The sequence below is a fragment of the Ruminococcus flavefaciens genome (genome assembly GCF_900143025.1).
Taxonomy (GTDB): Bacteria; Bacillota; Clostridia; order Oscillospirales; family Ruminococcaceae; genus Ruminococcus; species Ruminococcus flavefaciens_I.
Window position 1 is genome coordinate 127083 of the sequence record NZ_FRCT01000006.1, and the last position, 17548, is coordinate 144630.

At 44.7% G+C, this 17548-nt stretch carries 10 protein-coding genes; 6 read left to right on the forward strand and 4 right to left on the reverse strand.

Translation table 11 applies throughout. The features are described from left to right. Positions 1 to 724 precede the first annotated feature (724 nt). The 5 genes from cooS to BUB28_RS08195 all read left to right on the forward strand — a co-directional run bounded on the left by cooS (position 725) and on the right by BUB28_RS08195 (position 7489). Positions 725 to 2860 (forward strand): anaerobic carbon-monoxide dehydrogenase catalytic subunit, encoded by a 2136-nt coding sequence (gene cooS, locus BUB28_RS08175; RefSeq protein WP_072950501.1) that lies wholly within the window; start codon positions 725 to 727, stop codon positions 2858 to 2860. 16 nt (positions 2861 to 2876) lie between these two features. Next, entirely contained in the window at positions 2877 to 3269 is a 393-nt protein-coding gene (locus BUB28_RS08180; protein WP_072950503.1) for a hypothetical protein, read from the forward strand. Beyond that, a complete protein-coding gene (locus tag BUB28_RS08185) occupies positions 3266 to 3586 on the forward strand; it encodes a hypothetical protein (protein WP_072950504.1) in 321 nt (106 codons plus the stop codon). Before BUB28_RS08180 ends, BUB28_RS08185 begins: the two co-directional genes overlap by 4 nt. A 248-nt stretch (positions 3587 to 3834) precedes the next feature. Beyond that, positions 3835 to 6846, forward strand: a complete 3012-nt coding sequence (locus BUB28_RS08190) for a glycoside hydrolase family 9 protein (protein ID WP_072950506.1) — start codon at positions 3835 to 3837, stop codon at positions 6844 to 6846. A gap of 196 nt (positions 6847 to 7042) precedes the next feature. After that, the gene (locus tag BUB28_RS08195; RefSeq protein ID WP_072950507.1) at positions 7043 to 7489 is read left to right on the forward strand and encodes an Rrf2 family transcriptional regulator; all 447 of its coding nucleotides are present in this window, start codon (positions 7043 to 7045) and stop codon (positions 7487 to 7489) included. Positions 7490 to 7661: 172 nt separating this feature from the next. Here the strand turns inward: BUB28_RS08195 and BUB28_RS08200 are convergent, their stop codons facing one another. From BUB28_RS08200 to BUB28_RS08210, 3 genes are all read right to left on the reverse strand, one after another. After that, the gene (locus BUB28_RS08200; protein WP_072950509.1) at positions 7662 to 9650 is read right to left on the reverse strand and encodes an LTA synthase family protein; all 1989 of its coding nucleotides are present in this window, start codon (positions 9648 to 9650) and stop codon (positions 7662 to 7664) included. 207 nt (positions 9651 to 9857) lie between these two features. After that, positions 9858 to 11183 (reverse strand): FMN-binding protein, encoded by a 1326-nt coding sequence (locus BUB28_RS08205; RefSeq protein WP_072950711.1) that lies wholly within the window; start codon positions 11181 to 11183, stop codon positions 9858 to 9860. A gap of 87 nt (positions 11184 to 11270) precedes the next feature. Continuing rightward, positions 11271 to 12716: an NPXTG-anchored protein gene (locus BUB28_RS08210; protein WP_072950511.1), complete on the reverse strand. Its 1446-nt coding sequence runs from the start codon at positions 12714 to 12716 to the stop codon at positions 11271 to 11273. A gap of 669 nt (positions 12717 to 13385) precedes the next feature. Between BUB28_RS08210 and BUB28_RS08215 the strand changes: the two genes are divergently transcribed. After that, entirely contained in the window at positions 13386 to 16466 is a 3081-nt protein-coding gene (locus BUB28_RS08215) for a carbohydrate binding domain-containing protein (protein ID WP_072950512.1), read from the forward strand. A gap of 47 nt (positions 16467 to 16513) precedes the next feature. Here the strand turns inward: BUB28_RS08215 and BUB28_RS08220 are convergent, their stop codons facing one another. After that, positions 16514 to 17482, reverse strand: coding sequence for a phosphatase PAP2 family protein (locus BUB28_RS08220; protein WP_207647094.1), 969 nt, complete (start codon positions 17480 to 17482; stop codon positions 16514 to 16516). Positions 17483 to 17548 lie beyond the last annotated feature (66 nt).

The window sequence follows — 17548 nt, forward strand, 5'->3', positions numbered from 1 at the left end:
GGGAGCCCGCCCTCGGGCTCCCGTAAATCCCGAAGCAAGTACAAATGACACACCGTAGGGACTGCCTTTGGCTTTGTAGGGGCTGGCGTCCCCGACAGCCCACAAGCAACAATACAAGTACAAATGACCAATTGTAGGGGAGCCCGCCCTCGGGCTCCCGTCAATCCCGAAGCAAGTATAAATGACACTGTAGGGGCTGCCTTTGGCAGTCCGCCAGCCGTTAGCCTGTAGGGGCTGATGCCCACATCAGCACTAATTGATACGGAAACACACGGGGCGATGAGGGTGACTCCCTGTCATCAAATGGGACGCCGAGGACGTCGTCCCCTACACAAAACGTTTTATATGCAACTGGAATGACGGGCGAACATTGTTCGCCCATATAAGTCAACAACGCGATGTACATTTTTATTCGGGACGTCGAGGACGTCGCCCTCCCACTACATGGATAATGCTCGCGGAGATAATATGTCACGCATAAGAATTAATGCGTGGAGCAAGGGTGCAGCGTCACGCTGCGCCTTTCTATAATAGGGCTGAAAAACGCATTTTTTCAACGGAAAACCATTGATTAACGCAAAAGATATACCTCAGGTGTAAAAAACGGAGGTTGTTAAATGCATTTTTGCATTGATTTTATTGTCATAAACTCTTTAATATTAGTATTGATGTTTGCAGAATAATGTGGTATAATTAACCTATCGTATTTATAGGAGATGATATAATGAGCAAGAAAAACCATGACCACTGTCATGAGCATAATCATGAACATGAACACGAGCATGAGCATACTCATCATACCCATGACGATTCGCCTGCCCATATCCATTCACACCGAAATATCATAGGCTTTGACGAGCACGGTATACCTACAGTCATACTGAAAGCAAGTCACGGCGAGGGTGAACAGGACGACCCGCAGGCATTTATAAAGGACTACATGAACGCAGTTTCCGAGTACAGAAAGACCTTCCCTACAAAGCAGGACGTTATCGAGCAAACTCCCGACCCTGCTGTAAGGGAAATGCTTCTGCGTATGGAGCAGCTTGGTATAGATACTGCCTTTGACCGCTTTGACAAACAGAAGCCTCAGTGCAATTTCGGACTTGCAGGCATATGCTGCAAGATATGCAATATGGGACCCTGCCGTATCACAGCAAAGGCTCCGAAGGGTGTCTGCGGTGCTGACGCTGACCTTATAGTTGCGAGAAATCTGCTCCGTTCCGCTGCGGCAGGTGCTGCACAGCACGGTATGCACGCAAGAGAGGTCATGCTTGCACTTAAATGGGCGGCAGAGGGCAAGCTGGACGTACCTATCCTGGGTGAGCAGAAGATACGCTCTACAGCCGAGGCTTTCGGCATCAAGCAGAAGAACCGTCAGCTCAAAAATGTTGCTAAAGACCTTGCCGACGCTCTTCTTGACGATTTATCGAGGACAGTTCCCGATGAGTACAAGACCATTTCCGCCTGTGCAGTTCCCGAAAGACAGAAGGTCTGGAAGGAGCTGGATATACTCCCCATAAGCGCGTACCACGAGGTATTCGAGGCTTATCACAAGTCGGGCTGTGCCACTGACGGCGACTGGAAGTCGGTAATGCAGCAGTTCCTGAGATGCGGACTTGCATTTACTTTCTCCGGAGTTGTGGGAGCTTCTATCGCTACGGACAGCCTTTTCGGCGTAGGTGACAGAGTTACCTCAAAGGTGAATATAGGCGCACTTGAAAAGGGCTATGTAAATATCGCAGTACACGGTCATCTGCCCCTGCTGGTAAGTCAGATAGTGGAAGCAGGCAAGCGTGAAGACCTTATAGAGCTTGCAAAGTCAAAGGGCGCAAAGGGCATACGCTTCTACGGTATATGCTGTTCGGGACTTTCGGCTATGTACCGCTATGCAGGCGTTATACCCCTCTCAAATGCTGTATCTGCGGAGCTTGTTCTCGGCACGGGTGCTCTTGATCTGTGGGTTGCGGACGTTCAGGACGTATTCCCGTCTATTATGGAAGTCGCACACTGCTTTAAGACTACAGTCGTTACTACAAGTGAGTCTGCAAGACTTCCGGGAGCAGAGCGTTATGAGTACGATCATCACCATTCAAATATCGACGAGACTAAGGCACTTGCAGAAAAGATAGTCTGTCGTGCTATCGAGAGCTTCGAGGCAAGAAAGGGCATACCTGTTTACATACCGCCCTATGAGGTAGAAGCTGAGGTAGGCTTCTCCGTAGAGTATCTCTGCAAGCGTTTCGGCAGCTTCAAGCCCATTGCCGAGGCTATTAAGGACGGCAGGATACTTGGCGTTGTGAATATGGTAGGCTGCAACAATCCCAAGGTGCTGTATGAGAAGTGTATAGTTGATGTTGCGGACGTACTGCTGAAAAATAACGTGCTGATACTGTCCAACGGCTGTGCATCGTTCCCACTTATGAAGCTTGGCTACTGTGCTGTATCGGGCAAGGAAAAGGCAGGGGACAGCCTGAGAGAGTTCTTGGAGCCCGACCTTCCGCCTGTATGGCACGTTGGCGAATGTATAGACAATACCCGTTCATCGGGAATTTTCGCAGGCATTGCAGGGGCTCTCGGACATAAGATATACGAAATGCCATTTGCATTTTCTTCTCCCGAATGGGGCAACGAAAAGGGCATAGATGCCGCACTGGGCTTCAGACTCAACGGCATAAGCTCCTATCACTGTGTAGAAGCGCAGATATACGGCTCGAAGAACGTTATCGAGTTCCTGAAATACGGTACTCTCGAAACTCTCGGTTCTTCAATGAACGTAGATACAGACCCCGTAAAGCTGGGCGAAAAGATAGTTGCTGACATGAAAGCCAAGAGAAAGGCTCTCGGCTGGGATAAATAATCAGGAGGAATATATTATGGCTTGTTTTATAGTACCTGCAACAGAGGCAGTAGTTACAACTGTTATTCAGAAGGTAGTGAAGAAAAAGGAAGGCAGTAAGGACAGCAAGGGCAGTGAGAATAAGTTGCGCTTTTCCGAGAAACTGAAATGGCTCAACGGTATGCTCTGGGGCGGCTCGGGACTGCTTGCTTTCGAGCACGTATGGCACGGTGAGGTAACTCCCTTTTTCCCGTTCCTGACCGCTGCAAACGACCCTGCCGACACTGCGGAGATGCTTCACGAAATGGCTACCTCGGGCTCGGCAATGGCGGTTCTGGTCACGGCTGTGTGGGCAGGAGCAGTCATCGTTACGAATAAGATAGCGGCTTCGCAGAAAAACGATAAAAAGAAGGCAGGTGCAACAGTATGACATTGCTTATCACAGTTATCGCAGCAGTTATCTCAACTGTTGTATGGTATTCGAGCGCAAAGGCAAGAGAGCTGAAAACAGGAGTTCTCCTCTATATGTTCTGGGGAGCTTCGCTTATGTGGCTGGTGGACGCAGTAGTCGAGTATATTGAAGTCGGAGCAGATTATTTCAATCCAGCCCCAAAGGATATGCTCAATGATGCATTCCTTGGAATATCCGTAGTTGCTCTGGCTCTGGTGGTATGGGTAGTGTATATGCTCATTAAGGATCCCAAGCATACAGTAAAAAATATCCTCGCCGAAAAGGCAAGAAAATAAAAACAACACAGCCGCAATATTTATGCAGCAGTTTATACTTTTTATCGGGGAAGGACCTTTCCTCAGAAAGGTCCTTCCCCGAACCCCTTTCCAAAGACTTTTTAGCTGATTTTTTCTCAGACAGGGCGCACTCCTTCCTGCATTACAGCGCGGAGTTTCTTTGTATATTTCAACAAAAAACCTTGACATCTGCAAGGCAATCATGTATAATAATTTTATAAATGCAGATTGATAAGGGAGGGTTTCAAATGCATAAAAAACTAAAAAAAATCATGGCAGGCGCAATGTCGCTTGCAACACTTGCTGCGTCAACTACGGTTATTTCACCTATGGCAGCAGAAACAACAGTTCAGGTACTCGGTGAGAGCACATTTGAGGAAAAATCTCTGCCATGGCACGTCACCGAAGCACCCCCTGCAAAACAGGAATTCGAGGTCAATGACGGAGCGTTCCACATCACTGTCAGAGTACCCCAAGGTGCTGATAAAGAAAAATGGGATCTTCAGTTCAGACACAGAGGTCTCAGCTTCAAAAAAGGTCATGAGTACAAGGTAAGCTTTAAAGCCAAGAGCAAAAGAGAGGGCATGGAGCTGTCTTCATTTATCGGCACTATTACCGACAGTGATGAGTATTTCGTGCTTGACGGTAATACAAATGATATGCATATGGGTCCCCATATGGACGGATCTTGGCCGGCCACAGCTGTAAAGCTCCAAACGGAATGGCAGACATATGAGGGTATATTTACTCCTACCGAAGACCTTGACGGCTGTCAGTGGACATTTCAGTATGCAAGAGGCACAAAATATCAAGGCAACGCTATAGAAGGCGATGAACTGTGGTTCGACGATATGTCCATCGAGTGTCTCACCTGTGCCGAGGATCCCGCCAATGCTACCTGTGGCTGGCCTGAATCAAATAATATAGGCATTATCAAAGCCAAGAACAATGTCCGCCTCAATCAAATGGGCTATTACCCGAACTCGGACAAAAAGGCTACCTATGTCACAACCAAGGACAAAAAAGCTATGGACTTCAAGGTGGTTGACAAGGACGGCAAGACTGTATACACAGGCAAGACCGTGCCTGCGGACTATGATGAAATGGCAGGAGAATACTGTCATATCATTGATTTCTCAAAGGTAAAAACAGAGGGTACTTATACCATAGCTGTAGACGACAAGGATAACGAGTCAATGAGTACGAGCCACGAATTCACTATAGGCAATGATGTCTATAAGGGCTTGCTCAGAAATGCGCTGAATTACTACTATCAGAAGCGTTCGGGAGCTGATACCGAGGAGAAGTATATTACATCGGGCGAAAAGAACAAGCTTGCTCATATGGACTGGAGCAACGAAGATTTAGCTTATGTACAAAAATTCACGCATAAAAATTATTCTTTATCATCATATTACGGTAATATTGATACAAATATTAAATTGAACGTTTCGGGCGGCTGGTACGATCCCGAGACCTATTCTAAAACTGTCGCAACAGGCGGAACTGCGGTATGGCTCCTCCAGAATATGTATGAGAGCTCAAAGAAAAACGGAAAAGACGGTAAATGGGCTGACGGAAAGACTATGACCATTCCCGATAAGTATAAGCTGTCAGGCGGAAATGAAGTGAACTGTACCGCTACTCCCGACGTACTCGATGAAGCAAGATATGAGCTTGAATTCATGTTCAGAATGATAGTTGATCCCGAAAAGGATACTATATTTGGTGAGGATTACGCAGATTTCGTATATGATCAGGTAAGAGAAAGCCGCTATGTCCCGATAGCTTATACCCCGTTGGATTACATCAATGAGAATGAAGAATACGGCAAATCACCTCGTATCATAAATCCACCTTCATACAGAGCTACATTCAATATGATAGCCTGCGCAGCACAGGCTGCACGTCTTTGGAAGGGCATTGACGATGATTTTGCCGATGAGTGTCTTGAACACGCAAAGAAGTCATGGGCAGCAATTCTGAAATATAAAGAGAAATTCAATATAGATAACGATAAATATTACTACCGCGATGAAAGTGATCCTTTATTTACTCCATTTGTTTCATATTCCGACCCTAATTCCTACAACGATATCGTTCAGGACGAAGCTTACTGGGCAGCCTGCGAGCTTTTTGCCACTACAGGCGATGAAGCTTACTATAACTATCTGAAGGACTTCAAGAGCACCGTAACGTCCGATGAAACTAAACAGTGCTGCGCTTTCGGTGTTCCGAACTATCTGCCTTTAGGCTACGACTCAGAAGGAGTATTCTCGTCCTTCGACAGAAATAATAAGATAGGCTGCGGTACTATCTCACTTTATCTCAGCGATAAGACCTCTGCTGCCGATAAGGCGAAAATAAAAGAAAATCTTCAGGCTACTGCTGATATGTACCTTGATTTTGAAAACGACACCAAAAACGGTGCTATGGGTGTTCCGTATAAGAAGGTACAGTGGCTTGATTATTATACTTATCCCAATGAGATATTCGCAGGCTACGATCAGGGCTCTAACAGCAGAATTACAAATAATGCTATTATAATGGCTTATGCTTACGATGCAACAGGCGACAGCAAGTACCTGAACGGTGCTATGCAGGCTATAGACTACATCTTCGGCAGAAATGCAATGGGCTTATCATACGTTACAGGCTGCGGTTCATATCATACAAAGAACCCCGTTGACCAATACTGGGGATATGAACTGGACAAGACATTGCCGCAGGCTCCCGACGGAGTTATGGCAGGCGGTCCTTATACATGGTTAGCTGATGACTATGTAAAGGGTATCGGTCTTAATCCCGACAAAACACCTCCGCAGAAATGCTATGCCGACTCTATTGAAGCATGGTCAGTAAATGCTACCGATCTTGACTGGCAGGCAGGTCTTATCTGGAACATCTCATTCTTTGAGGACATTGCTGCCAAAACACCCGAAGTTACTACAACTACTCCAACTACAGGTACAAGCTCCACAACTACTACAACAACTACTACAGTTACATCGACTTCTTCCGTAACTACAAGCGATACTAAGCTTGGTTATAAGGGCGACGCTAACTGCGACGGTGAAATGGATATGGGCGACGTAGTTCTCGTTATGCAGGCTCTTGCAAATCCTAATAAGTACGGCGAAAAGGGAACAGACGAACACCACATCACCGCAGAAGGCGCGGCTAACGCTGACCTCAACGGCGACGGACTTACTGTCGGTGACGCTCAGGCTATACAGAAGCTCCTTCTGGGACTTTCCTGAACCTGAGACCTTTCATTAAATACCATAAGCAAAACGCTCCGCAAATACGGAGCGTTCTGTTTTTCGGCAATAGTATTCCCCTGCTTTAATACAGGTTATAAATAAAATCTATAACTCTAAGCCTTGAAATTAAACCGGATATATGTTATACTTAGTATATCAATAGGAATACTATAAATTGGAATGAGGTGACTTTATGAAAGTATCTACTAAAGTAGAATGTGGGATAATAGCGCTGATAGACATAGCTGTCAATTCACGATGCGGAAAGGTCGTCAAGGTCAACGCTATTGCAGAGCGCAATAATATCTCTGCAAAATATCTCGAACAGATAATCCCGCTTTTAAAACAGGCAAGTATAATAAGCAGCATCAAGGGCGCAAGCGGAGGCTATATCCTTACACGCAAGCCTTCGGACATTACTCTCAACGAAATAGTCAATGCACTTGATAAAACCATTTTCTCCCTTACAACATTCAGCGACGACCTTCTTTCAGATGCCAATACAGCTATCAATAACTGTCTGTGGGAGCCGATAACCGATTATATGTGCAGCTTTTCCGAAAAAATAACTCTGGAAACTCTTGCCGACAGATATAACGAGCTCAACAGCATAAAATCCGAACCCATGTACTATATCTGAATATAAAACAGCACAGCCGCGATGCTAATGTAACAGTTTTTGTACTGATATTAAGAGAGCCCCTTTTGAAAAAGGAGCTCTTTTGTTTGAGGAAGCCTTCTTCAGAAAGGTTTCCACCGATAAACAGTATAAGTTTTTATATTATGTATCGAGGTTATAACACGTTTGAGCATTAATCCTCTTTCCAGAATTCCTTCTGGAAGTATTTGGAGTTGAGCTGTATTTGCTGCAAGAACTTATCCTTGCCGAGTTCTTCGCACAAGGTAGGCTTATCGGAGAAAAGGTCGGTACCAAGTCCGAGACGGTCTCCTTCTATATCAACTCCTATTGCCGACAATGTAGTGGGGAACATATCCATTGGAGTGAATAGCCTGTTCTTGGCGTTTACAGGCTCTTTCTGAGCGTTGATTATACAGTTGTAGGTGGTGCGTGTATAGTCGGAGGTCTTGTTTCTGAACAGTGTTCTTGCTTCAACGGGAGAAAGGTGGTCGCCGTAGATTATTATTACCGTATCATCTGCAAAGGGCTGTTCCTGCACCCAATGTACAAAGTTTGTTATCTGGCGGTCAGAGCACTCTATGCAGGCTGATCTGTCATCGGTGACGCTGTCATCGCAAAGCTTGCATCTGTATCCGCCCTCAGGCATATGTGTATCGAGAGTGTAAAGTGTTACTGCAAAGGGCTCGTCTTTTTGTGCTAGCTGAGAGATGACCTGCTTTGAAATATCAAAGAGTTTTGCATCATCAAAACCAAAATGATCGTATCGTTCGGGGATAAAGCCTTTTTTTACAGCGTTGAAAAAATCTATGAGCTCAGAGTTCTTTTCCTTTCCGAAGTATATGTCTATACCCGAAAATGAAGCCTTTTCGCCTCTGATGAAGGTCTGATTGTAGCCAGCATCACTGAGAAGCTTTTCGAGCTTTACGGCAGAGGGAAGGATAGCGTTTGTGGGATTTTCCTGATTGATTATGCCTGAAAAGAAGGGCATGAAGGATATTCCCGAGGTCTGTGCAACACATGAACCCATAGTGTAGTTTATAGCAGGATAGAATATCGACTGTCCTCCGAGGTCGTTATCGTTGGAGAAATTGATATTATCTGAGGCAAGCTTTATAAGGTTTGGGATATGATCGTTGTCCTGAATACCGCCGTTTGCAAATGAAGTATAGGCGTTTTCGATACTTTCGGCGGATATGTAGATCAGATTTTTTTTCTTCTCGGGGAATGTCAGCAGGCTCATATCGGGTTTGATGTAATGATCCTCGTATATTGTTGACGAGCTTCTTTGGTTTTTGATGTAGGTTTTAAGACTTACCTGATTGGCAAGCAGAAAAACAGAAGAAGCAAGCATAGCTATGAGCGGTACTTCCTTTAATATGCCCTTTGTCATTTCTGATTTTGTCATAACGAAGGACTCTGACCTGTCGGGACTTCTCAATTCATATTTGTCCTGATTGCTTTTTATGACTGAGCTTACAATAAAAAAGCCGTTCGCAATGACAAGTGCTATCACAAAACCTGCTATTATATATGCGATTTCCTTTGTGATGCCGCCCTGTATAAATCTGAGAGTGAACAGGATAACGCTGAGGTCGGTGCTTGGGAACTGGAGCTTGAGGTAAATGGTGGCGGCGATGCAAAGTGTAGCTGTCAGGAATATCAATGTGTTTATGAGACCTGAGATGCGAAGCTTGATTTTTGGGGAGTCCTTGCCGCGTTTAAAGGCAGGGGAGTAGTATACCGCCCAGCTTTTCCAGATAATACCGAAACGTTTTTTCTTGTCGTACTGCTTTGTAAGCAGCTTATCGGCAAGACTGAAAGCATAGTATATCAGAACAGGTATGCCCCACAGCAGAAGCCATTTGATGATATCATATTCATTGTCTGCGATACTTACCTGTATATAGTCGTTTGCTTTGAAGTACATTGCGGTGCAGTATACTGCGGAAAAAAGCAGTTTATAAAACCAGTTCTGCGATTTGAAGAACGGCTTCGGGATAATGAACAGGCTTATTATCGAAGAAAAGGTTATGGCTGAATGTAAAAGCACAACGTGGATCGGAGGCGAAGTGATAAGGAGCAATGTGGCGATAAAGCCCGCTATTATAACAGCGATCAACGAAAATATAAGATAATACATTCTTGAGGCGTTTTTTTTCATTATAGTCCTCCATGTAATAAAGATTATCATTAGTTTTTTTACTTTGAAATACTACCTTTTTATTATAGGCAAATATTGTTGAAACGTCAACCGCATTGCAACAAAAATAATATTTTTAATCAATAAAGCTGTGGCTGTAGGATATGCTTGCTTATCTGGCAGGATATAAGAAAAAGGCGGTGATACCGCCTTTTATCTTTATTGTCATTAATTCAAAGCCTGTTCAAGAGCATTTTTTGCAGCTTCTATGATGCCCTTGGAGCTGTATGTAGCACCTGAGCAGGCATCTATACCGTCTGCGCTGAGGCTGTTCTTTATCTGAGGAATGACTGTGCTCTTTGCGTCGTCGAAAAAGTCCGGGTCGTCATCGTCGGCAGATGCTGAAAATGCGGTTATGGTATCGTTTTCGATAGTTATTGATACATGGACCTTTCCGTTATAGCCCTCGCCTGTGCCCTCAAATGTACCGTTCTTATATTTGAAGGTCTGCTGAGTCTCCTCGGGCTGAGCTTCCTCAGGCTGCTCCTCGGTGTTTTCGGCTTCGGTAACTTCTTCTGCTTTTTCATCGGCAGCAGCTTCCGTGGTTTTTGTATCTTTATCGGCAGTTGATACTGCTGTTGTTGAAGTCCTGACAGCGGTAGTTGTTTTGGTGCCGTCAGATGTTGTGACCGCTGTGGTCGCAGTCTGTGTCTGTTCGCTTACAGAAGCTTCGACAGCTGCTTTTGGAGCTGTGCTTGTGACTCTTGTTTTGGTATTGGTATTTCTTGATACTATTCCGCTCAGACATAACGGGATAATAAATGCACAGGCACATACTGTATTCGGAATGAGCCTTGATGTCTTTTCCTTCTTTGAAAGATAGTACTTTCTGAACCTGAGAACTGCATAGCCTATGAATACTGCGCTGTATACAAGTACGCTGAGGAAATAGCCCTCTCTGCCTCTCTGAGCCTTCGGCACGAAAAGCAGCATTATATGAATGTATATCATTGCGTAGAAGAGATAGGCAAGGCGCTGGATATTCTTCCATGTTTTTGCGTTCATCTTCTTCCTTACAGTCTTGAAGGACATAACGGTAAGAGGTACCATGATGAATGTCATTAAAAGTGACAGGATACAGGTAACGACAAAGTCTCTGTAAGCATCACCGCTGCCTGTTCTTCCGTTTATAAGGTTGCGGACATACTGCAAGCCGAATGTGACTATGTGTGAGAACGTAAGAAAAGCGGCAGTTATGGAAAGCTCTCCTCTTATAGTCATAAGCTTCTTAATGGGAGCTGAGCCGTTGGGCAGTGCGCCTGTCCACATTACAACTGCCCAGAAAGCAGCTCCGAGAGCTCCGCGTGAGAATATACCTAAAACGTAATCTCTTACTATGCGGTTCGTTATGCTTATGTCGGACTGAGATACATATATGGAAGCGGCTGTGAGTAAAGCAGCCGAAATATAGAACGCCGCAGGGCATTTTTTTAGTGGCTTGTCAAGGATAAACGCTGTAAAAAGCGCGATAATGAGCGAAATAATAAATAACATATACATTACAACCTTTCAGCACTTGACCCCCGAGCATTGATTTCGGGGGTCATCTGTGCTATGAATTATCTGTCAGGAATTGAAGCTTCAGTCGTTTTTCTTTCTGAGTGCAAAAGCAGTAGCGCCTGCCAGAGCAAGGAGAGCTGCTGGAACAGCCATTCCTCTTACGCCTGTCTTAGGGCTGCTTGAAGCAGATGTTGTAGTCTTTGCAGTCTTTGAGGTCTTTGCTGTTATCTTAGCTGTAGTTGTTACAGTTGTGGTCTGTGCTTCATTCTTTACCTCAAATCTGTAAGGTGCATTGTAGCCTGTTGAGTTAAGAACGACGGTATAAGTGCCGTTGCTGTCAAATACCTTTGCGTCGCTTACGGTAGTATCGAAGTTGATAGAGCCGTCCTCATTGAAAAGCTTGATAGCCTTGCTGCCTGTAGCTCTGTAGGAGGTATCGTTTATCTCAACTGTTGCAAGATTTTTCAGGAAGTTTGCAGCGTCATCGTCGGTGAAGCCGTCTGCCTTTGTAAGCTTGCCGTCAGCAAATTTTACAGGGATATCATCTGTTGTGAGCAGGAACTGAGCTGTCATAGGAGCGTACTTGCCGTTTTCGTCGGTAACATTTACTGTGTACTTTCCTGGCTTTGCGTCAGTATAGCTTACCTCTGTTTCAGTAGCTGTGAGTCCCTCGTCTGCGGTGATGACTTTCTTGTAGTCATCGGGGAAGCCTGTAAGTGAAAGGGGAGTGCTGCCTGTGCCTGCGGAAGCGTCCTCAGCCTTTGCCTCGCCTGCAAATCTGATAGGAAGATACTGCTCTCCCACGTTAACGGTAGTATATCCGTCAAGTGTGATAAATGTTACAGAGGTAACGGTCTTGCCCTTTGAGCTTTCGTAGTTTTCGTATTTTACGTGGTTTCCGTGGTATTCCACAGTCTTGATACCTGCTGACCATGCGTATGAGCCTGATCTCCAGATATTTTCGAGATGACGCATAGCATAGTGGTCATCTTCCTTTGTGTTGATGATTACGCCGTAAAGAACAGTGTTCTCGGGATAGCCTGTTACTTTTATCTGATAGTCACCGTAATAGCTGTTTGTGGAAACAGTCGCAGAGCCGTCAACAGTCTGCTCGCCGTTTGTGTCAACAAGCTTTGATACGTTAAGAGTGTCGCCTGAAAGAGATACCTCTTTATATGCAGCAGGCTTGCTGTCAAGAGGAACGAAGCCGTACTTTTCCTTGAGTGCATCAACGTCATCTGATGATACCTCAACAGGGAAGTTTACACCGAGGATAGTTCCGTTGCCGTCGTTGTATGTACCTTCAACGATCTCGCCCTTGCCGTTCATTCCCCACTTGCCCTTTGTAGTTGCGGAGGATACAGCGTCAACTGTGTATGCGTCCTCGATCTCTGCCTTGTAGAATTCGGCATAGGGTATGTTCATTGTACCGTATACCTTTTCACTGTCAGCAGAAGCTGAAAGCGGAACAGCAGTAAGCGATAATGTACAGACTGCGGCACTGATTATTGAGTTGATCTTTTTCATTTCTTATGCTCCTTTTTTTACTTAGTTGTATGAAAAAATTAATACATAGACAAATAATATTTTACCGCATACATTATAATATGTCAATGTGATTTTTCAATAACTTAATTAAATACAATACGTCATTATTTTGTTAAACATGGCATATATTCGGTGGAAAATTCTCCTTTATTCTGAAAATTACAGGTGTGTTGAAAGATATGTACATACTAACATGAGCTCTGAACGTTTCTGTATCGGGCTTTGAGTTTGGCAAATTTTGGCAAGCAATTTGAACATAATATTGCTGAAATTTTTGTGCAAGTAAAAATAGTGCTAAAATCGCGTAAAATAGAACAAGATTTTACAATAAAGATTGACCGATTATTGCTGATTAACAATCAAAAATTGCGTTGTTGTTAATAACATCTTTACTTTTTCTGTTATATATTGTATATTTACATTAAAGATATTAGACAATTATGCTATACGTTCAGCATAATAACCGTTTTAGGTGTATTTTTTGCAGTAAGATGTCAGTCGATTTTCTTTATATTGTTTATTCATTTGTTTTGTATGAGTGAAGAGCGGCTGCATTTGTGCGATATGCCCAAAGAGTTTTCCTGTTCGGTTTTAAGGCGAACTGTTCAGGAGTGAAGAAAATGCAAAGATTAAAAAGGAGTGATCGGAGTGAAAAAGAATACACTCAAAAGGATCGTCGGCGGAACCGTATCCGCAATGATGATCGCAGCAAGTATGCCTCTCTCAACCTCAGCAGGTGGTTTTGGCTGGGGCGGCAACGGCGGCGGAATGGACTGGAGCGGCTTCGCAGGCGGTTTCAATGACACAAACAATAACGTAGGCGGAGATGCAGGCAACGGCGGCAACGCTAAATCAGGTCTCAATGCTGAGATCAAGAACGATATGCCTACAACCGTACCTAACGGCGTTGAGCAGAAGAGCCAGTGTAAGGTCGAGAATAAGACTTATATGTGCAAATACACGGGAAAGCAGAAGAAGTGCAACGTTATTCTGCCTCCTAACTATAATTCAAGCAAGAAATATCCTGTAATGTTCGTTCTTCACGGCATCATGGGAAGCGAAAACGACATGGTAAGCGGTATGGGCGTTCAGGAGCTTATGACAGGACTTATGTCAAGCGGCAAGTCTGAGGAGTTCATCGTTGTTACACCGAATATGTTCACAAGTAAGACTATGAACGGTCCGAGCGGTATCAACCAGCAGACCTGTGCAGAGTATGATAACTTCCTCTATGATGTTACAGAAAGCCTTCTTCCTTTCATCAAGGAGAATTACTCCGTAAAGGAAGGCAGAGAGAATACAGCTATCACAGGCTTCTCAATGGGCGGACGTGAGGCTATCTACTGCGGTCTTATGCGTCCTGACGTATTCGGCTATGTTGGCGGTGCTTGCCCTGCTCCCGGAATAACTCCTGGTTCTGATATGTATATGCAGCACCCCGGCTGTATGCAGGAGAGTGAGATGAAGTTCAGAGATGTAGGTCCTGAGCCTGCTGTATTTATGATAACAGGCGGTACAAACGACTCTGTTGTTGGTACATTCCCTAAGCAGTACAGCGATATTCTTACAAGAAACGGCGTAAACCATGTTTACCAGTCAATCCCCGGCGGCGGTCACGGCGCTGAGTCTGTAAAGCCTCATCTCTATACATTTATGAGATATGCGTTCAAGGGCTCGGAGTCATCTGTTGTCACAACAACAACTACTACAACTACCACAGCTGTAACTACGACCACTGTCACAACAACAGCTGCTCCTGTAGCAACTACAACTGTTGACCTCAAGGCTGCTCTTAACGAAAAGGTAACTGTATGGGGCGACGCAAATATAGACGGTTTAGTTGATATGAGCGACGTTGTTGCTATCATGCAGTCACTTGCAAATCCAAACAAATACTTCCTTTCAGATCAGGGCAAGTATAACGGTGACGTTTCAGAAGCAGGCGCTGGTATCACAAGCAACGATGCACTTTCTATACAGAAATTCCTCCTGGGTCTTGTAAAGACTCTTCCGGAGAGCTATTCAAGCAAGCTGGACGGCGGCGTAAGTGTAGTAACTACTACAACTACAAATGCTCCCGAGATAATTACAACAACAGTTGTTCCTGTAGCAAGTGCTTCCATAAAGGATAACTTTGATTCAGGCGTTGGCGACTGGGCAGGCAGAGGCGCAGCTTCTGTTGATGTTTCGGATAATGCATATTACGGCGCATCAGGAAAGTCGCTCTTGATTACAGACAGAAGTGCTGAGTGGAACGGTGCAGCTATCAACCTCGGTTCAGACTTCCAGCCTGGTCAGACATACAGCATAAGTCTTGCAGCTCTCCAGATGTCAGGCAGCTCGGCTGATATCCAGATATCTCTCCAGCAGGGCGGCAACGGCGGCGGAAGCGCAGTTTATACATCTATCGCAAAGGCAACCTGCGAAAGCGGTGTATGGACAAAGATCGAGAATACATCATTCACTATTCCCGATAACGCAGGCGATATGATACTTTACGTTGAGACTGTTGAGAGCTCAGGCGACCTTATGGACTTCTATATAGACGATGTTCTGGTTGCAGCAGAGGGTACCAAGTCATCAGTTACAACAGGCGGAGCAGGCAAGGTACCTGAGGTCGTTATACCTCCTACACCTACAGTTGACACAACTAAGTGGGACAACTATAAGGAAACAGCTTCTGCTCAGTATATCGACTTCTACAAGAGCTCAATAAAGCACATGGGCAACACATACAGACTTACTCAGAAGCTTACAGCAGCTGAGAGCGGTTCACCTCTTACTGTAGCTTACCTCGGCGGTTCTATCACAGAGGGCAAGAACTATACAACACCTTTCTCCAACTACCTCAAGACAACCTTTGCAAAGGGCAGCTTCAAGGAAATAAATGCAGGTCTCTCAGGTACATCTTCAGTTGTAGGACTTGTCCGCAGCGAAAAGCAGATCGTTGAGCAGAAGCCTGATATCATCTTCCTTGAATTCTCAGTAAACGACCACGAGGATATCATGTACAAGAAGTGCTTCGAGAGCTGTATCAAGAAGTTCCTTGATATGCCTAACGAGCCTGCTGTAGGTATCATCATCACACGCGCAAAGGGCGGCTTCTCAAGCCAGTCACAGATGTATCCTATCGGCAAGAACTTCGATATCCCTGTAATAAGCATGGACGATGCTCTTACAAAGGCATTCAACAGCAACTTCCTCCAGCCCGGCGACTACTACACAGACGAGTATCACCCACATCAGAAGGGCGGTCAGCTCGTAGCTGATTGTATGGCATACTATGTACGTCAGGCATTAAAGTCCGAGAACCAGTCTGCAGGTTATACTCAGCCAACTAAGTATGTTTACGGCGCAGAGTATGCAAACTGTGTAAACGTTGATCCTAAGAACCTCACAGGCTTCAATGCAGGTTCATGGAAGTCAGGCGGCGGATACAACAATAACCCTGGTCTCAACTACTCATACACACTCAACGGCGGCAGCCCTATGACCTTCAAGACACAGGGCAAGGGACTCATCATAGTATTCAAGGCTAACAGCTCAGGTATGGGCAGCATCAATGTAACTGTAAACGGCAAGACCACAAAGGTCAACGGAAATAAGCAGTACACATGGGGCGGTCCTGATGCAGAGCTCGGCTACTATCAGGATACAACAGGAGACCTCGATGTTTCAATAAGCGGAAGCGGCAGCTTCACTATCTGGGGCATTGGTCTCGTAAAGTAATAACTAATATTAAAAGCTCCGACTATTGTCGGAGCTTTTTTATGTTCTTATGTAATTTTTTGTGATATGCGAAGCTGTATTGCTGCACAGGCTATAGATGAAAGAACGCCTATTATAGCTCCTGCGGAGACATCGCTCAGGTAATGCGCTCCGAGTAACATTCTTGTGAACATTATGATGATACAGAAAATAAAGCCTGCAACGAAAAGCTGCATCTGCTTATTTTTCAGCTTAGGAAACAGCCATGCAAGAGAGGGAAATATGCACGTTGACAGGCTGCTGAATATACTGTGGCCGCTGGGAAAGGAGCGGAATTCGTCGGCATTGATACCGTATGCAGCAACGTATTTCTCAGCGCCTGTAAACGGTTTGTACCACGGAACAAATGTTATCCCCTCATATCCGAGGACTGCGGTGCGGTATCGCGGACGGTCAAAAAAGTTTTTCATCACCTGCATGGATATAAATGCGAAAAGCAGCACAATGAAAAGTCCGAATATTCTTTGTGTAAGCAGCTTGTCATCTGATTTTTTGGCGTAAAAATATCCTATAAAAAACAGGGGATATTCAAGTATTGCACTGATTATTATTATCACGGGAAGATTTCCGATGAATGACGGAAATATTTCTCCTAAGTTGTTTCTTGATGCAAGGGTTTTTCCGCCGTTGAATCCTAAGAATAACGCTGTAAGAATAAAAAAGGTGCATATAACCATTTTGAACTGCTTGCTTTTTGACGAATGAAGGGTCCGTTCGTAAAGGGCTCCGTAAAACAGTACCTGTACCGCATATATAGGGTAGACCCCTGTTGACGTTATGACCTTAATAAAAGTATTATCTGGAGAGAAAAGCGTTTCCGCCACAGTCCTGTCGCAGAATGTTCCCGTCAGGAACAATAAGATAAGTAAAAGCAGCGCAGCTATGAGCAGCTTTATCATCTTCCTGTATTTATTTGTATCGTTGATCGCTTTTTGTGTCATTATCTGTACTGATTTCCTTTCCTGTTGCTGCTTCACAAAGCAGCTGAATGATATAGCTCCTTAATTTTAGCATACAGCTATGTATTAGTCAAGTCAGCGTTT